The following is a 20,727-nucleotide window of genomic DNA, read 5'->3' on the forward strand; positions in this document are numbered from 1 at the left end:
TCAATTAGCGGCGCATGTGCAAAGAAGTCCAATAAAACCGAGGAAAATGCCGACATCGTGACTGGAAAAGTCATCCGCCTCGGTTAACATGCGCGCCATCAATCGCTAACAAGGATGTGTTGTGTCACTGGGTCCCTCTTCACCTCGCTCGCCGTTGGTATTGGCGCTGGTCTTCAGCTCGCCATTGCTGGCCGACGATTTGTTCCTCGACAGCGAACCGCTGCCGCAAGTGCTGACGGCCACGCGCCTGAAGCAGTCGCCGGCCGCGGTGCCGGGGAGCATGACGGTGATCGACAGTGCGCTAATCACCGCCACCGGTGCCCGGGACATCAGTGAAGTGCTGCGACTGGTGCCGGGCATGATGGTTGGCAACATCAGCGGCAACCAGGCGGCCGTGAACTATCACGGCACCAACGCCGCAGTGGCGCGGCGCATGCAGGTGCTGATCGACGGTCGCTCGGTGTACCGCGCAGGCCTGGCCACGGTCGATTGGAGTGACATTCCGGTGGCCATGGAAGACATCGAGCGCATCGAGGTTTTCCGCGGCCCCAACACCGTCAGCTATGGCGCGAATGCGCTGATGGCGGTGGTCAACATCATCACGCGCAACCCGGCAGACAGCCACGGCACACGGATGAAAGTCACCCGCGGCCAACGAAGCATCAACGATTTTTACGCCAGCCAGGGCGTGGGTTGGGATGACGGCGATTTACGCCTGTCCCTGTCCGGCCAGCAAGACGACGGGTTTGACTCCGACCGGCGCGGTGCCGATTACCGCGACAGCCGCCGCCTGAACCGTTTCAATCTGGCCGTCAGCCAGACCCTCGACGAACGACAAAGCATCGATTGGCAATTGAACGCCAAGGAAGGCAGCAATCAGGAGCCTTATACCTACCGACCGGTGTTTTCGGGGATTACCAACGCCGGCAACAACTCCGACATCAATGCCAAGGATTACGCCGGCTCGCTGCGCTGGAACCTCGAAATCAACCCTGATCACAGCCTTTATGTACAAGGCTCGGCCCAGCATTGGGATCGCCAGCGAACCTGGCGTGCCTGTGATGCCGAGGTGTCGTTCAGCCCGCAGTTGACCGAGCTCTGGCAGCTCAACCCGAACTACACCGAACGCCTGGCGCGCAATATCACGCGATTCACCGGCCCGGGTGCGCCGCCAGGCACGCCGGCTGAGCAGGCACTGGCCAATCAAGTGCTCGATCAATGGCGCAACGGCGCCAGTCAGACCGTCTGCGGCGACATCGACCAAAGTATCCGCGAGTCGCGCTACGACCTCGAATTGCAGGACACGTTGAGCCTGTCCGATAGCCTGCGACTGGTCAGCGGTTTGAACTATCGTTACGACCGGGCAGACTCCGAGACCTACTTCAATGGCACCCTCGACGACACCACCTGGCGGACCTTCGGCCAACTCGAGTGGCGCGCCACCGAACACTGGCTGCTGCAGGGCGGCGCCATGTTCGAAGACACCCAGTTGATCGGCAGTTCGCTGACCCCGCGGGTGGCGGTCAACTACCTGATCAATCCACGCCACGGCTTGCGGGCGGTGTACTCGGAAGCCATCCGTTCACCGGACATGTTCGAGAACAGCGTCAACTGGAGTTACCAGGTCAACAACCTGAAGCCCAGTGCCTATGGCCAGTCCAGTGCCCGCTATTTCGTCAAGACCCGTGGCCCCGGCAACCTCGATCAAGAACATATGCGCTCCCGGGAACTGGGCTATAACGGCTACTTTGCCGAATGGGGCCTGGCCGTCGATGTGAAGCTGTTCTACGACGAAATCACGGGCATGATCAGTGAACCGCTGCGCAACAATCAGTACATCGCCAGTAACAGCAACACGGCACGCTTTTCGGGAACGGAAACCCAACTCGACTGGCGAGTCGGCCGTGCTGATCGCCTGCGCCTGACCTATGCCTATGTCGATGCCGACGCCAGCAATCCGCTGGATGCGCAACAGACTGCGCGTAACAGCGGCTCCGCCGGGTGGCTGCGCGAATGGGGCCAGGGCTGGAACAGTGCACTCTTCTACTATGGCGACGACGCTCTCAATGGCTACCGCTTCGAGCGGGTCGACACGCGCATTGCCAAACGCATCCGCCTGGGCAACACCAACCTGGAACTGGCGGGCGTGCTGCAGCAGCGTCTCGACAATCAACCGACCACCTTCGTCGACAACAACTACGACGAGCGTCGGGTGATGTACGTCAGCGCGGAGTTGGCGTTTTAAATGCTGCATTGTCCATCACGCAAGGCGCCAACCTTTGGCCACCTGCTGGCCTTGTTGTGCCTGGTATTCAGTGGCTGGCTGACCAGTCTGTCGGCCCACGCCGCGGACATTCTGCTGACCGGCGTCGAGGACAGTCCTGGCGTGCAAACCTTCACCCAGGCCCTGCGCGAGTTACGACCTGCCGATAGCGTGCGTTTTGAGCCGCTGGCCGATATGCCGGCACCGGGCAAGCTGTCCGGCGACATCCGCTTGATTCTGCTCGACCTGCCGAGCCTCGACTGGCGCCTGCAAGATGCCCAAGGTCCGGCGACGCTGGTGCTGCGCATCAGCCGACTGCAAGCGCGGCAGCGCTTGGGCGACAGCCTTCCCCCTCGCCTCTGCCTGCTATGGAGCGATCCGCCCCTGAGCCGCCAATTACGCCTGACCCGTATTCTCCTGCCTCAGGTCAAACGGGTCGGCGTGCTGTATGACGGCCACAGTGAATTCCTGTTGAAGGAACTGCGTCAGGCCGCCCTGCCCCTGGGTCTTGAGGTGGTCACCGAACGCTGGGACAACATCCACGACAGTCGTCCGTTGCAAACCCTGCTGAAAAACAGCGATGTACTGCTGGGCCTCGACGATCCCGACCTGTACAACCCGAAAACCGCGAAAAACCTGCTGCTCAGCAGCTATGCCCGACAACTGGCGCTGATTGGCCCCAATGCCGGTTTCGTCAAGGCCGGGAGCCTGGCCAGCACCTACAGTGATCAGAGCGATTGGCTGGCGATACTCGATGACCTGCTCGATGAACCGCCTGCCAAATGGCCACGCACGCACTACCCATCGCGTTTTAAAGTTTCGAGCAACGCGCAAGTGGCGCGTTCGTTAGGTATTGAACAGATAAAAGAAGCGTCTGTCGCAGCACTGTTGGCAGAAGGAGAACGCCGCCCATGACCTTCCGTCGTCGTTGGGATATCAACACCCGGACCCAGCTCATCAGCCTCGGCCCTGCCTTGTTGCTGACGCTGCTGTTGATCAGCTTCTTCACGTTCGTGCGGATCCAGGACCTGCGCCAGGAGCTCAACCACACTGGCCAGTTGATCGCCAACCAATTGGCCCCGGCCACAGAGTACGGGGTAATTTCCGGCAACAACGAAGTGCTCGAAAGTCTGCTCAAGGCCACGCTGGCCACACCCAATGTGCGCTTCCTGGAAATCCAGGACAGCGCCAACCGGATTCTGGTGTACGTCGAGCAGCCCTCGGCAAACCTCAGCCGCCCTCATCAGGTCGAAGTGTTTCAAGCGCCGGTAAGACTGCAACGGGTACCGTTGCACAATGATTTTTTCCAGAGCAGCAAGGCCGCCACCACCGCGCCCGCCGAAGATTACCTGGGCCGGGTGATCGTCGGCCTGTCCAACGATGCGTTCAGCCAGCGCCAGCAGGAGATTCTCCTCAAGGCTGGCATTCTTGCGCTGTTCGCCTTGCTGTTTACCTTCCTGGTCGCCCGGCGTCTGGCGGGGAGCCTGTCGCAACCGATCCGCGACATCGGCAACGCGGTCAAGGCGATCCAGAACGGCGACTACAAAACGCCGTTGCCCATCGTCGATGACACGGAACTGGGTGCCTTGTCGGAGCACATCAACAACCTCGCCAGCGGTCTTGAACAAGCCAGCCGCGAACAACATCAGGCGATGGCGCAGTTGATCCAGACTCGCGAAGAAGCGGAAAAGGCCAACAACGCCAAGTCCGATTTCCTCGCCATGATGAGCCACGAATTGCGCACGCCGATGAATGGCGTGCTGGGCATGCTGCAGTTGCTGGAAACCACCGACATGACCGAGGAGCAGGTCGAATACGCGGCGCTGGCCTCGGAGTCCACCGAACACCTGCTCAAAGTCATCAACGACATTCTGGATTTCTCGCGTATCGAACGTTCGGAGTTGGAGCTGGAACACATTCCGTTCAATCTCGCGGACTTGATCGGCGCCTGCGCCCAGTCGTTCCAGCACAGCGCTGTGCAACGCGGGCTCGACTTGCAGTTGCAGATTCCGGAAGACATGCGCGCGCTACAGGTTCAGGGCGACCCGACGCGCATCCGGCAGATTCTGGTGAACCTGGTCGGCAACGCCTTGAAGTTCACCGAGAAGGGCCGCGTGGCCATCGAATCGCAGTGGCAATCACTGGACCATGAGTTGTTGTGGTTCACCTGCACCGTGCGCGACAGCGGGATTGGCATCTCGGCCGAGAGCCTGGAATTGATGTTCAACGCGTTCCAGCAGGCCGACAGTTCTATTTCCAGGCGTTACGGTGGCACCGGCCTGGGCCTGCCAATTGCCCGCACCCTCGCCGAACGCATGGGCGGCACGTTGCGTGCCCAGAGCGAGGAAGGTCGGGGTTCGGTGTTCACGTTGGAAATCCCGCTGGCGCTTTATCAACAGCCACTGCCGGTGCTGACACCCCGCACGCCGAGCGGCAATGACGACGGTGAGGGCCGCAACGTGCTGCTGGTCGAGGACAACCCGGTCAATCAAACCGTCATCGAGGCAATGTTGCGCAGCCTGGGCTTTACTGTCAGCGTCGCCACCGATGGCGCGCAGGCAGTACGCAGTGCCGAAAGCCTGATTTTCGAGGCGATCCTGATGGACTGCCGGTTGCCGATCATCGACGGCTACGAGGCCACCCGCCAGATCCGCCAATTACCCGGCTGCACCGACTTGCCGATCATCGCACTGACCGCCAACGCCTTGCAGGGCGACCGCGAAGCCTGCTTGTCGGCGGGGATGAACGATTACCTGGCCAAGCCCTTCAAACGTATTGATCTTCAGCAAATTCTGCAGCGCTGGGTGCAGTAGTACAGGCCTTTCGACCATCTGCGACTGGCGTGAAAGGCGAAAGTGCGGCAGTCTTAGGCACCCGTACAAGCCCGAAAAGGGGCTTGAATAAAAATTTCAGTGCACAAGTGTACATTCATGTCCTTGGTGCTGTGACTTTCACCACAACGCAATAGTCTATGAGTAGGCTGCCGGTTCGAGGCATGAACGCTTCGATCGGCCGGGAAGATTTGCCCCACCTGCCGCATGGGACTATTGAGGAGCTCGCATGACCAAACAAAACGCCTTTACCCGGGAAGACCTGCTGCGCTGCAGTCGCGGTGAGCTGTTCGGCCCAGGTAACGCGCAACTGCCCGCCCCGAACATGCTGATGGTGGATCGCATCACCCATATCAGCGAAGAGGGTGGCAAGTACGGCAAAGGTGAATTGGTCGCAGAGCTGGATATCACTCCGGACCTGTGGTTCTTCGCCTGCCACTTCGAAGGTGATCCGGTGATGCCAGGTTGCCTGGGCCTCGATGCCATGTGGCAACTGGTCGGTTTCTTCCTCGGCTGGCAAGGCCTGCCGGGCCGTGGCCGTGCGCTGGGTTCGGGCGAAGTGAAATTCTTCGGCCAGGTTCTGCCGACCGCCAAGAAAGTTACCTATAACATTCAGATCAAGCGCGTGCTCAAGGGCAAGCTGAACCTGGCCATCGCCGATGGTTCGGTCACTGTCGACGGCCGCGAGATCTACACCGCCGAAGGCCTCCGGGTCGGCGTTTTTACCTCCACTGACAACTTCTAAGGGTTATCCGCATGCGCCGCGTCGTTATCACTGGTCTGGGCATCGTTTCGTGCCTGGGCAATGACAAAGAGACCGTCTCCGCTAACCTGCGTGCAAGCCGCCCTGGCATCCGGTTCAACCCGGAATATGCCGAAATGGGTCTGCGTAGCCAGGTTTCCGGCTCCATCGACCTTCCCCTCGAAGAGCTGATCGATCGCAAGATCTATCGCTTCGTTGGCCACGCGGCGGCTTACGCCTACCTGGCCATGAAAGATGCCATCACTGACTCCGGCCTGACCGAAGAGCAAGTGTCGAACCCGCGTACCGGCCTGATCGCCGGTTCCGGTGGTGCTTCCACGCTGAACCAGATGGAAGCGCTGGACATCCTGCGCGAGAAAGGCGTCAAGCGCGTCGGCCCATACCGCGTAACGCGGACCATGAGCAGCACCGTTTCCGCTTGCCTGGCCACGCCCTTCAAGATCAAGGGCCTGAACTACTCCATCGCTTCTGCCTGCGCCACCAGTGCTCACTGCATCGGTACCGCCATGGAACAGATCCAGATGGGCAAGCAGGACATCGTGTTCGCTGGCGGCGGTGAAGAAGAACACTGGAGCCAATCGTTCCTGTTCGACGCCATGGGCGCACTGTCCAGCAAGCGCAACGACACGCCGGAAAAAGCCTCCCGTGCTTACGACGCTGACCGTGACGGTTTCGTCATCGCCGGCGGTGGCGGCATGGTCGTGGTTGAAGAGCTGGAACACGCTCTGGCCCGTGGCGCGAAAATCTACGCGGAAATCGTTGGCTACGGCGCGACCTCCGACGGCTACGACATGGTCGCCCCAAGCGGCGAAGGCGCCATCCGCTGCATGCAGATGGCCATGTCCACCGTTGATGCTCCGATCGACTACCTGAACACCCACGGCACTTCGACGCCAGTCGGCGACGTCGCGGAAATGAAAGGTGTGCGCGCAGTGTTCGGCGACAAGGCTCCGGCCATCAGCTCCACCAAGAGCCTGTCGGGTCACTCCCTGGGCGCCGCCGGCGTTCACGAAGCGATCTACTGCATGCTGATGATGGAAGGCAACTTCATGGCGGGCTCCGCCAACATCGACGAACTGGACCCGGAAGTGGCTGACCTGCCGATCCTGACCAAGACTCGTGAAGATGTCGCCTTCAACACCGTGATGAGCAACAGCTTCGGTTTCGGTGGCACCAATGCCACGCTGGTACTGAAGCGCTGGCAGGGTAAGTAATACCCGGCTACTTCGCTGCACACGAAAACGCCCCGACTGGTTCGGGGCGTTTTTTTTGCACATGTTTATGGAGGCGCTGCCGCAGGCTGCGATCTTTTGATTTTTTTAACAACAAATCAAAAGATCGCAGCCTGCGGCAGCGCCTACAGGTATTGAGTTCGCACTCGGGAACATGAAGCTTTTGTCATGAAACTTAGCGGCCTGCGACCGAATGCCGCGGGTTTAAAGGCCTGCAGGATTGTGTCCGATTTCGCAATAGTTCCTTTCCAAACTCAGTCATTTACTTAGCGAGCTACCAAAACATATAACAGAGTCCTGCACATGCCTTGGTGCAGATAACAGAGATTGGAGCTAGCAGATGACTGTAAAAGTAACTGAACGCGACGATTCACACATGTCCCATGAAGGCGTAGCCGCCGGTATCCGGATCTGGGATGTGCACCAACAGGACCTGCTGGTCGGGATGTTCCACTCCGAATCCGACGCCCACAGCTACAGGGCTGAACTGGAGTCACTGGAACAGAAGCGCGAGCTCGCAAACGGCTGAAGACAGCATTCACCATCGGCGCAGTCTGCCCAACCCTTTGTAGGCAGGCTGCAGCCACGCCGCCACTTCAGACAATTTGAACAGACGCTAAATGGAGGCTGTCGTCGATCACTACCGAAGGGACATCACCAACGATCAATCCGGCCTCAAGTTTTACCACTTCGCATTCGCCCTCACCCATCCCATCATTCCTGATCGAATACTGAATCGTTGACGGGTGGCGCTTGCCACGGTTGAAATCCATTCCACACGCAATCAGGAAATCGATCTTTGCGCCGGTCAGTTCAATCTCCTTGTCACGCTCACCGTCTTTCAGCACGGCGTAATCAAGACACAGGTTAATGCCAAAGGGACAACCTGAAACAAGGCTGTTAATAAACTTACCTTCGTATCCACCAAAATAACTGTGCTCGGCTCGCACACTACTAACGTCCTTCACCCTGACAACAACATCACCAAAAAGACTGAAGTACCAATACCCCTCAGAAGACCCCACATGCTTGCCGAAATCGATACCTGAGACATAACGTTTTGGCCACATCGACATGAGCGGAATATCCACCTCATATTCTTTATTAGTAATGACCAGCGAATAATTAATCACATCGTAATAACCGGTCTCTCCCTCACCGATCTTTATGAGCGTCGCGCAACTTCCCGCTAACAGGACTATTTTCCCGTATCGCTCCACAGGCAGATCTTTCATCAACGATGCGACGTACTTTGGCACCCTCTCCAGATAGGCCGAATTCAGCGCATGGAGCTCGTCTTCACTCTCGACCTCGCCCCAGGGGATGTTCCAGAAAAACTCCGGCAGGGTAAAGAAAAGACAGACGGCTCCTTCATGGTCCTCTCGAGCGGACTTTGCAGCGATTTTTATTTTCCGACGTATATGTTCAACCCGTGCCTCCAACTCGCTCGCCAGGTAATCATCTATCGATTGACCGGGGATTCGCAATTGTGAGAACTGCGACTTATAAGTGGGCTGACGCAATGAAGCGATACTTACCAGCATTGACAATATCCTTATTTATTAAAATTCAGTCCATGGTTTTTCTCCAGACAGAAAACAAGAACACTTATTTTTTGGCAAAAGAAAACCCGAAAGATCGTATCGATACAATCTTTCGGGTTCAATGTGTTAATGAGGCCAAGTACTAGCAAACATGTAGAGCCGCTAGTTCAACGCATCCGTTACCACATCAGGTCATCAGGAATCTGATAGGCCGCGTACGGATCATCCTCGTCACTGACCTCTTCAGTCTGGACATTCAGCTGCACGATGCGCTGTGGATCGCGCTCCTGGATCTTCAACGCCGCCTCACGCGGTATCACTTCATAGCCGCCGGCGTGATGCACGATGGCCAGCGAACCGCTGCTGAGCTTGTTGCGCATCAGCGTGTTGACCGAGATGCGCTTGACCTTCTTGTCATCGACGAAGTTGTAGTAGTCCTCGGTCGTCAACTTTGGCAAGCGCGAGACTTCGATCAGCTGCTTGACCTGCGCGGCACGAGCCTTGGCCTCGACTTTCTCCTGCTGCTGGCGGTTGAGCTCCTGATCGCGCTTGACCTTCTCGGCCAATGCCTCCTGCGCCAAACGCTGCTGGGTGTCGTCTTGTTCGATCTGGCCTTTATGGACCAGACGCTGCTGCTTCTGTTTGTCTTTGCTGACCTGCTTGGCCTGCTTCTGGTTGACCAGCCCTGCTTTAAGCAACTGGTCGCGAAGGGAAATGCTCATGGTGCTTATTTCTCACTTAGGCAACTGCTCAACCGCAGCTGGGCATATTCTTTTCCTGGCGTTTGGCTTCGCCCCACAAGGCGTCCAACTCTTCGAGGGTGCAATCTTCCATGGGACGGTGGGTGTCGCGCAATGCCTGTTCGATAAAACGGAAACGTCTTTCGAATTTGCTGTTGGCGCCACGCAGTGCGGTTTCCGGATCGACCTTCAGATGACGCGCCAGGTTAACCACGGAAAACAGCAGGTCGCCGACTTCATCGGCTATCGCTGCCGGGTCGTTATCGGCCATCGCCTCAAGTATTTCATCGAGTTCTTCACGGACCTTGTCCAGCACCGGCAACGCGTCCGGCCAGTCGAAACCGACCTGGCCTGCACGCTTCTGCAACTTGGCGGAACGAGACAGCGCCGGCAGCGCGGCGGGCACATCATCGAGCAATGACAGTTGCTCAGGCGCGGCAGATTTTTCCGCGCGCTCTTCGGCCTTGATCTCTTCCCAGCGCTGCTTGACCTGCTCTTCATTCAAACGCGGGACATCCAGCGGGGCGTACAGATCACCAGTGGGGAATACGTGTGGGTGTCGACGAATCAGCTTGCGGGTGATGCTGTCGACCACCCCGGCGAATTCGAATCGCCCTTCTTCCCGGGCCAGCTGACTGTAGTAAACCACCTGGAACAGCAGATCGCCCAACTCACCCTGCAAGTGATCGAAGTCACCGCGCTCGATGGCGTCGGCGACTTCATAGGCTTCCTCAAGGGTATGCGGAACAATGGTGGCGTAAGTTTGCTTGATGTCCCACGGGCAACCGAACTGCGGGTCGCGCAAGCGATTCATCAGGTGCAGCAGGTCTTCAAGTGAATACATCGATCAGTCTCTACATCCGGGACGAGGTGCGCCTGGCAAACCGCATTTCTGTAGGAGCTGAGCTTGCTCGCGATAGCGGTGTATCAGGTAAATCGCTATCGCGAGCAAGCTCGGCTCCTACAGGTATCGGTTCCATAATCCGACGCGGACACTTTATTTACGGGGTGCGGTTACGCCGGGTTTCGATGATGTTCGGCAACTGGGAAATCCGCCCCAGCAAACGCCCCAGCGCATCCAGCCCCGGAATCTCGATGGTCAGGGACATCAACGCCGTGTTGTCCTCCTTGTTCGAGCGGGTGTTCACCGCCAGCACGTTGATGCGCTCGTTGAGCAGCACTTGCGAAACGTCACGCAGCAAACCGGAACGGTCGTAAGCACGGATGACGATGTCCACCGGATAGGTAAGCACCGGCACCGGCCCCCAACTGACCTGGATGATCCGCTCTGGCTCACGCCCAGACAGTTGCAACACTGAGGCGCAATCCTGACGGTGAATGCTCACGCCACGGCCCTGAGTGATGTAACCGACAATCGCATCCCCCGGCAACGGTTGGCAGCAGCCAGCCATTTGCGTCATCAGGTTGCCGACGCCCTGGATCTGGATGTCGCCACGCTTGCCCGGTTTGTAACCGGTGGCCTTGCGCGGAATCAGCTCCAGCTGCTCGCTGCCCCGTTCCGGCTCGACCAGTTGCTGCGCCAGGTTGACCAGTTGCGCCAAACGCAAATCGCCGGCACCGAGGGCGGCGAACATGTCCTCGGCGGTCCTCATGTTGGCTTTTTCGGCCAACTTGTCGAAGTCCACCGCTGGTAAGCCGAGGCGAGTGAGTTCGCGCTCGATCAGGGTTTTACCGGCCGCGACGTTTTGGTCACGCGCCTGCAATTTGAACCAGTGAACGATCTTCGCTCGCGCCCGCGAGGTGGTGACATAACCCAGGTTCGAGTTCAGCCAGTCGCGGCTTGGGGTGCCGTGCTTGCTGGTGATGATCTCGACCTGTTCACCGGTTTGCAGGCTGTAGTTGAGCGGCACGATCCGGCCGTTGATCTTGGCGCCACGGCAGTTATGGCCGATTTCGGTGTGCACACGGTAGGCGAAGTCCAGCGGTGTCGCGCCCTTCGGCAAGTCGATGGCGTGACCGTCGGGGGTGAAGATGTAGACGCGGTCGGGTTCGATATCGACCCGCAACTGTTCAGCGAGACCACCGATGTCACCAAGTTCTTCATGCCACTCGAGCACCTGACGCAGCCAGGAAATTTTCTCTTCGTAGTGGTTGGAGCCGGATTTGACGTCGGTGCCTTTGTACTTCCAGTGCGCACACACGCCCAATTCGGCTTCTTCGTGCATGGCATGGGTACGGATCTGCACTTCCAGCACCTTGCCCTCAGGCCCGATCACCGCCGTGTGCAGCGAGCGGTAGCCGTTCTCTTTCGGGTTGGCGATGTAGTCGTCGAACTCTTTAGGGATGTGCCGCCACAAGGTGTGGACGATGCCGAGCGCGGTGTAGCAGTCGCGCATTTCCGGCACCAGCACGCGCACGGCACGCACGTCATAGATCTGGCTGAACTCCAGACCCTTGCGCTGCATTTTGCGCCAGATCGAATAGATGTGTTTGGCGCGGCCACTGATATCGGCGTCGACGCCGGTGGCCTGCAACTCGTTTTTCAGCTGGCTCATCACGTCGCTGATGAAGCGTTCGCGATCCAGTCGCCGCTCGTGGAGCAACTTGGCGATTTGCTTGTACTGGTCGGGCTCAAGGTAACGGAAGGACAAGTCCTCCAGCTCCCACTTGATGTGACCGATCCCGAGACGGTGGGCGAGCGGCGCGTAGATGTCGAAGACTTCACGAGCCACGCGGTTGCGCTTTTCATCGTCGGCGGTTTTGACCGCACGGATCGCGCAGGTGCGCTCGGCCAGTTTGATCAGCGCGACGCGCACGTCGTCGACCATGGCCACGAGCATTTTGCGCAGGTTTTCAACCTGTCCCTGAGTGCCCAGCACCAGGGATTTACGCGGGCTCAGGCTGTCGCTGATCGCCGCCATGCGCAACACGCCGTCGATGAGTTTGCCAACCACCGAACCGAAGCGCTGGCTGACTGCCGGCAACAGAATCTGCCCTTCGCGTACGCCTCGATACAGAATCGCGGCAACCAGCGAATCCTGATCGAGCTTGAGGTCGGCGAGAATCTCGGCGATCTCAAGGCCGGTACGGAAACTCGAGTTTCCTTCCGACCATAAATTCTTCGCCGCATTGGCTTGTTGTTCCGCCTCACGAGCGAACTCGCAGGCTTCTTTCAAGGCTTCGCGATCCAGTGCCAGATCGACACTGACCGCGTGATCGAGCCAAGCCTCGAGATTGATACTGCCGTCGGTGTTGATCGGCTGGTGTGCTCTCACCTGTACCATCTTGCTTACCTTCCCTACGACGCAGATTCAATGCGTCAAAATCGCTGACCTTCGTTGCCCGTGAGCCCTCGTTGGGCTGGTGCGCGGCTGCACGGGCGGGCCAGTCGGACTAGACGAGCCGTCCTAGCTCGCTTCAAATAACGCCATGGCCTCGACATGTGCCGTCTGAGGAAACATATCGAGAATCCCGGCACGTTTTAACCGGTAGCCCTGCTTAATCAATTCGACCGTGTCGCGCGCCAGAGTTGCAGGGTTGCACGACACATACACCAACCGTTCGGCACCCAGGGACTTGAGCTTGCGCACGACCTCGAAAGCACCGTCACGCGGTGGGTCCAAGAGTACCGCACAAAAGCCTTCGGCGGCCCATTCAGCATCAGTCAAAGGCTGGGATAAATCGGCCTGAAAAAACTGTGCGTTATGCAGATTGTTGCTAATGGCGTTCGCGGCTGCCCGCTCGACCATCACCTGCACACCTTCCACCGCCACCACTTCACGTACGACTTGGGCCAACGGCAAGGCGAAGTTGCCCAAGCCGCAGAACAAGTCGAGAACCCGCTCATCCGCTGTCGGTTTCAACCATTCCAGCGCCTGGGCCACCATCGCTTCGTTGACCCCGGCGTTGACCTGAATGAAATCCCCCGGCCGATACGCCAGCTCCAGCCCCCACTGTTCGAGGCGATAACCCAGCGACTGACCAGGATCGACCGGCTGTGGTTCACCGTCACCGTGCAGCCACAATTGAGCCTCATGGAACGTGCAGAAATCTTTGAGGATCGTCAGGTCGGCATCAGACAACGGCGCCATGTGCCGCAGCAATACCGCCAGCGATGAGCCGCTGAACAACTCCACATGCCCCAACGCCTGAGGCTTGCTCAAACGGCGAAGCATCTCCGGCAAGCGGGTCATGATCGGTTGCAAGGGCTGTACCAGCACCGGGCATTCATTGATGCCGACGATGTCCTGGCTGCCGGCCGCACGGAAACCGACTTCGAGTTTTTTCGCCTTCATGTCCCAGCGCACCGCCACTCGAGCGCGACGACGATAGCCGAATTCCGGACCGCTCAATGGCGCGGCCCATTCTTCAGGCTCGACACCGGCGACCTTGGACAATTGCTCGGCGAGCATGCGCTGTTTCAGGGCAAGTTGTTCGTTGTGCGGCAGATGTTGCACGCTGCAGCCACCGCAGCGGCCAGCATGGGCGCACGGTGCCGGACGACGCAATTCGCTGGCCTTGAATACCCGCTCGGTACGTGCCTCGACCACTTTGCCGTGGGCACCGAGCACGCGCGCCTCGATTTCTTCACCGGCCAATGCGCCGAGGACGAACCAGGTGCGGCCTTCGAAAAACGCGATACCGCGACCGTCATTGGCCAGGCGCTCGATAGTCAGGCGCTGCTTTTTGCCGGTCGGGATTTGCGGGGCCTTGCTGCCGCCCGTGGGCTGGAAGCGCAGGCCTCTCTCATGCTTGGCCATCAGTTGGGCGCGTCGAAAATGCCGGTCGACAAATAACGGTCGCCACGGTCGCAGATGATCGCGACGATCACCGCGTTTTCAACTTCTTTGGACAAGCGCAGCATTCCTGCCACGGCACCGCCCGAGGACACGCCGCAGAAAATGCCTTCTTCGCGGGCCAGTCGACGGGTTACGTCTTCGGCTTCGCTTTGCGCCATGTCAATGATCCGGTCGACGCGATCAGCCTGATAAATCTTCGGCAGGTATTCCTGGGGCCAGCGACGGATGCCCGGAATCGCCGAGCCTTCCATCGGTTGCAAGCCGATGATCTGCACGCTCTCGTTCTGCTCTTTCAAATAGCGCGAGACGCCCATGATCGTACCGGTGGTGCCCATCGAACTGACGAAGTGAGTAATGGAGCCTTCGGTCTGGCGCCAGATTTCCGGGCCGGTGGTGGTGTAGTGCGCCTCAGGATTGTCGCCATTGGCGAACTGATCCAGCACCTTGCCACGGCCTTCGGCTTCCATACGCTGGGCGAGGTCGCGGGCGCCTTCCATGCCCTCTTCCTGGGTGACCAGGATCAGCTCGGCGCCATAGGCGGTCATCGCCGCCTTGCGCTCGGCGCTGGAGTTGTCCGGCATGATCAGGATCATCTTGTAACCCTTGATCGCGGCGGCCATGGCCAGCGCGATGCCGGTGTTACCCGAGGTCGCTTCGATCAGCGTATCGCCCGCGTGGATCTGCCCGCGCAATTCGGCGCGGGTGATCATCGACAGCGCCGGACGGTCCTTGACCGAACCCGCCGGGTTGTTCCCTTCGAGCTTGAGCAAAAGGGTATTGCTGGTGGCACCGGGCAGGCGCTGCAAACGAACCAGCGGAGTGTTGCCGACGCAATCGGCGATGGTTGGGTACTGCAAGGTCATGGCGTATTCGCAATCCAGACTGCGGGGGCGCCTATCATACCGGCAAACCTCAGAAGGCCATATCACGCAAAGTGCGGTGCTTATGGTTTATGGGAATAAGCGGGGGAATCATTACTCTTCTGCTGTTTCAGTGCACCGGAGATTTTTGCCGGTTCGGTGACGCTTCGCTCGAACAAGGCAGCCTTGAACTGCCGCTCCAGCTCCCGCTTCGACCATTTTTCCTGAATTGCCATGCGCAGATAGAACTCGCGTTCCTCAGGGCGTTTGCCTTGGCCGAAGATCAACACGTTATGTGACCAGGATAATTGTCGCACCCGTGGTGCGACTTTCTCCTCAGCGTGGTAAATCTCAAAGAATTGGCGCATCCGGAACAAATTCGACCGCGTAAAACCGCGCAACCCTGGTTGGGTAACAATGCCGGAACGCTCCGGCATGAGCAGCTTTTGATGATGGCTTGGCGGGCTTCTTCGCGGGCAAGCCTCACGCCTACAGGAGATCAATCGTGCTCAAATCGTTTGTGGCTGATGTTGTTCCAATGTGGGAGCGAGCTTGCTCGCGAAAGCGTCATCACTGCCTGCAGATTTATCCGCTATTAACCTCATATTCATCCGTAATCCGGTCCCGGTGTTCTGCGCCCAAAGCTTGCCGCCCTGCCGCCGTACCGCATTCCTCGCAATACTCAGCCCCAAACCAAACCCACCACCTCCCGGTCGCGAACCGTCGAGGCGGGTAAACGGCAGAAAGATTCGTTCCAGATCGGTTTCAGCCACGCCGCCGCCCTGATCCTCCAGCCATAGATGCCAATAGTCACCATCACGCCGCCCGGCAAGCCGGACGATGCCGCCCTTGGGTGAATGTCGAATGGCATTGCGCAGCATGTTTTCCAGTGCTTGAGCCAACGTATTGAGATGGCCGCGCACCCAGCATGACGAATCCACCGTGCACTGCAGTTGCCCGTTCGGCCAGCAACTTTCATAGCAGGCGTTTTCTGTGAGCATTTCCCACAGTGCCTGAACCTGGATCGCCTCATCGGGTAATCGAGTGCGCTCGCTGTCGAGCCAAGCCAGTTGCAGCGTGTCTTCCACCAGGCGCTGCATGCCATCGACTTCTCGACCAATGCGCTCGCGCAATTGCTCCAGGCCCTGCTCGCTTTCACTCGCCACCCGCAGGCGACTCAGCGGTGTGCGCAACTCATGGGACAGGTCGCGCAGCAATTGTTGTTGCAACGCCACGGTGCTTTGCAGGCGCTCGGACATCTGATCGAACGCCCTGCCCAGTTCACCGAGCTCATCCGAACGATTGGTAGTACGGCTCGACAGTCGCACATTCAACTGATCGGCACGCCAGGCATTGGCCTGTTCGCGAAGGTTATTCAGTGGGACCACCAGCAAACGGTACAGCCCGACGCACAACAGCAAAGTGAAGAGCCCTGGAATGACACCGTTGGTAATCACACGCCAGAACAACTTGTAGCGCCCGGGCAGGAACCGCTCGGGCAATTCGATCACCAGGCTGCCAGCGGAATGGTCGCCGGGAAACGGTACCCGCAGCCACGGCAAGCCTTTCTTGTGGATGGGCCAATCCAGGCCACGCAAAAAGGTCAGGCGTTCGATTTCCATTTCCGTCAGCGTATGACTGCTCAAGGACTGCAAATCACCGCCAATCACACCCACCCAGCCCTTTTCACGGTGCTGCATGTTCTGTAGCCAGTTATCGACGCCTTCACGTTGATGTTGCTGCCACGCCTCCTCTGCCTCGGCGGCATAGCGTGCCAGGGTGCCGCGAGCCTGATCCGACAGAAACTGATTTCGCTCTTCCATATAGCGACCCCAGGACCAACTCAACCAGATCATCAGCAGACAGAACGCCACCAGCAAACACGCCAGTTTCCAGATAAGCGAATGCCTGCCCGGCAAGTTACATTTCATCAGTGGCACTCAGGATGTAGCCCTTGCCCCACACCGTGCGCACTTCGCGCTCGGTGTAGTCGATGGCCTTGAGCTTGCGGCGAATCTGGCTGATGTGCATGTCCAGGCTACGGTCATGGGCCGCATAGCCGCGTTGCAGCACATGCTGATAAAGAAAGGCTTTGCTCAACACTTCATCGCCATTGCGATTAAGCGTTTCCAGCAGACGGTATTCGCTGCGGGTCAAGCCAGCAGCCTGCTCGGCATAAAAAACGTCAAACAACTCTTCATCGAATCGCAGGCTGTCCACCGCGGGCGTAATAACTGCAGGCGTCGGTCGACGGTCGAGTGCTACCCGGCGCAGGATCGCCTCGATGCGCACCCGCAACTCAACCATGCTGAAAGGTTTGGGCAAGTAATCATCGGCACCCAGACGAAAGCCGCTGATGCGATCGGCCTCGGCACCAAGTGCTGACATCAGCACCACCGGTGTGGAATGGCTTTGGCGCAGTTGCGTCAACACCGATAACCCGTCCAGGCCCGGCAACAGAATATCCATCAGCACCACATCAAAGGTTTGCCGGCGGGCCGCGTCCAGGCCTTCCTGACCGTTTTGGCACCAGGTCACCTGAAAACCGCTTCGACCCAGATGCTCGTGAACATAGGCACCGAGTACGAGGTCGTCTTCGATGGAAAGGATACGGGGATAGCCAGCTGCAATGGGAGTCATGAGTATCTGCAAATAATTCTCAGATGATAATTATTCAAGATTGCGCCGCGCACGGCAACCCAAGGGTTTGTCCTGAAGGCAAATGTGCTGGCCTGATCGACGAATGACGACACCAACTTTCCGAAGATTGCCCGCATGCAAATGGCTACACTGCGCAAGTGGCGCGTGCCGGACGCACGTGCAGCTCTATAAATAGCTGGATGCAGGAGAAATGCGTGCTCAAGAAACTGGGAATTAAAGGCCGCGTGCTGTTGCTGACCCTGCTGCCGACCAGCCTGATGGCGTTGGTCCTGGGCGGCTATTTCACCTGGATGCAGCAATCCGACCTGCAAACCCAACTCATGCAGCGCGGCGAAATGATCGCCGAGCAACTGGCGCCGCTGGTGGCTCCAGCCATGGGGCACAAGAACAACGAACTGCTGGAACGCATCGCCACGCAGTCCCTGGAACAACCGGACGTGCGCGCCGTGACCTTCCTCGCGCCGGACCGCACGCCGCTGGCCCATGCAGGACCGACCATGCTCAACCCCGCACCGCTGGGCGATGGTTCACAGATGCTGCGGCGCAGTGGCAGTGACGCGACGCGCTATCTGTTGCCGGTGTTCGGCAAGCACCGCAACCTGGCTGGCGACGTGATTCCCGATGAATCCGAACGCCTGCTGGGCTGGGTAGAACTCGAACTGTCCCACAACGGCATGCTGCTGCGTGGCTATCGCAGCCTGTTTGCCAGCCTGATGATGATCGCAGCGGGCCTCGGGGGTGCGGCGCTGCTGGCATTGCGCATGGGCCGTACCATCAATCGGCCGCTGAGCCAGATCAAGCAAGCCGTGACCCAACTCAAGGATGGCCATCTGGAAACTCGCCTGCCACCCCTCGGCAGCCATGAACTGGATGAATTGGCGTCCGGCATCAACCGCATGGCCGGCACCCTGCAGAATGCCCAGGAAGAGTTGCAGCACAGCATCGATCAGGCCACTGAAGACGTGCGCCAGAACCTCGAAACCATCGAAATCCAGAACATCGAGCTCGACCTCGCGCGCAAGGAAGCGCTGGAGGCGAGTCGGATCAAGTCCGAATTCCTGGCCAACATGAGCCATGAAATCCGCACGCCGCTCAACGGCATTCTCGGCTTCACCCATTTACTGCAAAAAAGCGAGCTGACCCCACGCCAGCTCGACTATCTGGGCACCATCGAAAAGTCCGCCGACAGCCTGCTGGGGATCATCAACGAGATCCTCGACTTCTCGAAAATCGAGGCCGGCAAACTGGTGCTCGACCATATTCCGTTCAACCTGCGCGACTTGCTCCAGGACACGTTGACCATCCTCGCCCCGGCCGCCCACGCCAAGCAGCTGGAACTGGTGAGCCTAGTCTACCGCGACACGCCGCTGTCGCTGGTGGGCGATCCGCTGCGTCTCAAGCAAATCCTCACTAACCTAGTGAGTAACGCAATCAAGTTCACCCGTGAAGGCACGATCGTCGCCCGCGCCATGCTCGAAGAAGAACACGAAGACAGCGTGCAGTTGCGCATCAGCATTCAGGACACCGGCATCGGCTTGTCGAACCAGGATGTACGCGCGCTGTTCCAGGCGTTCAGTCAGGCCGATAATTCGCTGTCGCGGCAACCCGGTGGCACCGGGTTGGGGCTGGTGATTTCCAAGCGCCTGATCGAACAGATGGGCGGCGAGATTGGCGTCGACAGCACGCCGGGCGAAGGTTCGGAATTCTGGATCAGCCTGAGCCTGCCAAAAACCCGCGACGATGCCGAAGACCTGCCCAGCCCGCCACTGCTCGGGCGTCGGGTGGCGGTGCTGGAAAATCACGAACTGGCCCGCCAGGCGTTGCAGCACCAACTGGAAGACTGCGGCCTCGCCGTTACCCCTTTCAATAACCTGGAAAACCTCACCAACGGCGTGACCAGTGCCCATCAGACGGATCAGGCCATCGACCTGGCGGTGCTGGGTCTCACCAGCAACGACATGCCGCCGGAGCGGCTCAACCAGTACATCTGGGACCTCGAACATTTGGGCTGCAAGGTGCTGGTGCTATGCCCAACCACCGAACAAACCCTGTTCCACCTCTCGGTGCCCAACCCGCACAGCCAGTTGCAGGCCAAACCGGCCTGCACCCGCAAATTGCGTCGCGCCTTGTCGGATCTGGTCAACCCGCGCCAGCCGCGCAGCGAACCTGGCGAACCGATTTCCAGCCGTGCGCCGAAAGTGCTGTGTGTCGACGACAACCCGGCCAATCTATTGCTGGTGCAAACCCTGCTCGAAGACATGGGCGCCAAAGTGCTCGCCGTGGAAAGCGGTTATGCGGCAGTCAAAGCGGTGCAGAGCGAGACCTTCGACCTGGTGTTGATGGACGTGCAAATGCCGGGCATGGATGGACGCCAAAGCACTGAAGCGATCCGTCAGTGGGAAAGCGAACGGCATTGCACGCCGCTGCCCATCGTCGCCCTCACCGCCCACGCCATGGCCAACGAAAAACGTGCGTTGCTGCAAAGCGGCATGGATGACTACCTGACCAAACCGATCAGCGAACGGCAACTGGCGCAAGTGGTGCTGAAATGGAGTGGTCTGGCGCTGCGTAACCAGCGACCGGATCGCTCCGGCGACAGCCACGGCAGCGCTTTTGAATTGCAGGTGCTCGATCACGAAGAAGGTTTGCGCCTGGCTGCCGGCAAGGCCGATCTGGCGGCGGACATGCTGGCGATGCTGCTGGCGTCGCTGGAAGCCGACCGCGAAGCGATCCGCCAGGCCCAGGAAAGCCACGACCACAACGCCCTTATCGAACGGGTTCATCGCCTGCATGGCGCGACCCGTTATTGCGGTGTTCCGCAACTGCGTGCGGCCTGTCAGCGTAGCGAAACCCTGCTCAAGCAACAGGACCCGAAAGCCTTCGGCGCTCTCGAAGAACTCGACCGGGCGATTAACCGCCTGGCCGCCCAGGCGCGTATCAATGCCTGATGCAGCGCAAGGCGTCGATGGCTGGAAGGGCTAATGTAGGAGCTGCCGCAGGCTGCGATCTTTTGATCTTCGGCGACATTTTGGTCGCCAAATTCAAGATCAACAGATCGCAGCCTGCGGCAGCT

The 20,727-nt window shown here is 59.0% G+C and carries 15 protein-coding genes and 1 pseudogene; 7 read left to right on the forward strand and 9 right to left on the reverse strand.

Going from position 1 to position 20,727, the window contains the following annotated elements; all coding sequences use genetic code 11:
- Positions 1 to 121 precede the first annotated feature (121 nt).
- From KUF73_RS19230 to KUF73_RS19255, 6 genes are all read left to right on the forward strand, one after another.
- Positions 122 to 2,245, forward strand: a complete 2,124-nt coding sequence (locus KUF73_RS19230; protein ID WP_218439637.1) for a TonB-dependent siderophore receptor — start codon at positions 122 to 124, stop codon at positions 2,243 to 2,245.
- Positions 2,246 to 3,178 carry an ABC transporter substrate-binding protein gene (locus KUF73_RS19235; protein ID WP_218439638.1) on the forward strand — a complete coding sequence of 311 codons (933 nt, stop codon included), beginning with the start codon at positions 2,246 to 2,248 and terminating at the stop codon, positions 3,176 to 3,178.
- Positions 3,175 to 5,076 (forward strand): ATP-binding protein, encoded by a 1,902-nt coding sequence (locus KUF73_RS19240; protein WP_218439639.1) that lies wholly within the window; start codon positions 3,175 to 3,177, stop codon positions 5,074 to 5,076. Before KUF73_RS19235 ends, KUF73_RS19240 begins: the two co-directional genes overlap by 4 nt.
- Positions 5,077 to 5,323: 247 nt before the next feature.
- Positions 5,324 to 5,839 (forward strand): 3-hydroxyacyl-[acyl-carrier-protein] dehydratase FabA, encoded by a 516-nt coding sequence (gene fabA / locus KUF73_RS19245; protein WP_017127984.1) that lies wholly within the window; start codon positions 5,324 to 5,326, stop codon positions 5,837 to 5,839.
- Positions 5,840 to 5,850: 11 nt separating this feature from the next.
- Positions 5,851 to 7,071 (forward strand): beta-ketoacyl-ACP synthase I, encoded by a 1,221-nt coding sequence (gene fabB, locus KUF73_RS19250; RefSeq protein WP_218439640.1) that lies wholly within the window; start codon positions 5,851 to 5,853, stop codon positions 7,069 to 7,071.
- Between the two features lie 358 nt (positions 7,072 to 7,429).
- Positions 7,430 to 7,618 (forward strand): hypothetical protein, encoded by a 189-nt coding sequence (locus KUF73_RS19255; RefSeq protein WP_218439641.1) that lies wholly within the window; start codon positions 7,430 to 7,432, stop codon positions 7,616 to 7,618.
- A 67-nt stretch (positions 7,619 to 7,685) separates the two neighbouring features.
- On the opposite strand, the gene KUF73_RS19260 is transcribed toward KUF73_RS19255, so the two are convergent.
- The 9 genes and pseudogenes from KUF73_RS19260 to KUF73_RS19300 all read right to left on the reverse strand — a co-directional run bounded on the left by KUF73_RS19260 (position 7,686) and on the right by KUF73_RS19300 (position 17,633).
- Complete coding sequence (locus KUF73_RS19260) at positions 7,686 to 8,633, reverse strand: hypothetical protein (protein ID WP_218439642.1); 948 nt, start codon at positions 8,631 to 8,633, stop codon at positions 7,686 to 7,688.
- Between the two features lie 179 nt (positions 8,634 to 8,812).
- On the reverse strand, positions 8,813 to 9,355 hold the full coding sequence (locus KUF73_RS19265) for a DUF2058 domain-containing protein (RefSeq protein WP_218439643.1): 543 nt from the start codon (positions 9,353 to 9,355) through the stop codon (positions 8,813 to 8,815).
- A 28-nt stretch (positions 9,356 to 9,383) separates the two neighbouring features.
- Entirely contained in the window at positions 9,384 to 10,217 is an 834-nt protein-coding gene (mazG, locus tag KUF73_RS19270) for a nucleoside triphosphate pyrophosphohydrolase (protein ID WP_218439644.1), read from the reverse strand.
- 157 nt (positions 10,218 to 10,374) lie between these two features.
- A complete protein-coding gene (gene relA, locus KUF73_RS19275; protein ID WP_218439645.1) occupies positions 10,375 to 12,618 on the reverse strand; it encodes a GTP diphosphokinase in 2,244 nt (747 codons plus the stop codon).
- Positions 12,619 to 12,741: 123 nt separating this feature from the next.
- Positions 12,742 to 14,094 carry a 23S rRNA (uracil(1939)-C(5))-methyltransferase RlmD gene (rlmD, locus tag KUF73_RS19280; protein WP_218439646.1) on the reverse strand — a complete coding sequence of 451 codons (1,353 nt, stop codon included), beginning with the start codon at positions 14,092 to 14,094 and terminating at the stop codon, positions 12,742 to 12,744.
- Entirely contained in the window at positions 14,094 to 14,996 is a 903-nt protein-coding gene (gene cysM / locus KUF73_RS19285; RefSeq protein ID WP_218439647.1) for a cysteine synthase CysM, read from the reverse strand. The genes rlmD and cysM overlap by 1 nt, the downstream gene beginning before the upstream one ends.
- A gap of 116 nt (positions 14,997 to 15,112) precedes the next feature.
- A pseudogene (locus tag KUF73_RS19290) lies at positions 15,113 to 15,406 on the reverse strand (DUF1016 N-terminal domain-containing protein); the annotation flags it as partial.
- Positions 15,407 to 15,502: 96 nt separating this feature from the next.
- Positions 15,503 to 16,924 (reverse strand): sensor histidine kinase, encoded by a 1,422-nt coding sequence (locus KUF73_RS19295; protein WP_218439648.1) that lies wholly within the window; start codon positions 16,922 to 16,924, stop codon positions 15,503 to 15,505.
- Positions 16,914 to 17,633 carry a response regulator transcription factor gene (locus tag KUF73_RS19300; protein WP_218439649.1) on the reverse strand — a complete coding sequence of 240 codons (720 nt, stop codon included), beginning with the start codon at positions 17,631 to 17,633 and terminating at the stop codon, positions 16,914 to 16,916. Before KUF73_RS19300 ends, KUF73_RS19295 begins: the two co-directional genes overlap by 11 nt.
- A gap of 215 nt (positions 17,634 to 17,848) precedes the next feature.
- On the opposite strand from KUF73_RS19300, the gene KUF73_RS19305 reads away from it, so the two are divergent.
- Positions 17,849 to 20,602 carry a response regulator gene (locus KUF73_RS19305; protein ID WP_218439650.1) on the forward strand — a complete coding sequence of 918 codons (2,754 nt, stop codon included), beginning with the start codon at positions 17,849 to 17,851 and terminating at the stop codon, positions 20,600 to 20,602.
- Positions 20,603 to 20,727: the final 125 nt, after the last annotated feature.

Origin of the sequence: Pseudomonas sp. PD9R, assembly GCF_019200975.1 — a bacterium.
In the GTDB taxonomy this organism is placed as follows: domain Bacteria; phylum Pseudomonadota; class Gammaproteobacteria; order Pseudomonadales; family Pseudomonadaceae; genus Aquipseudomonas.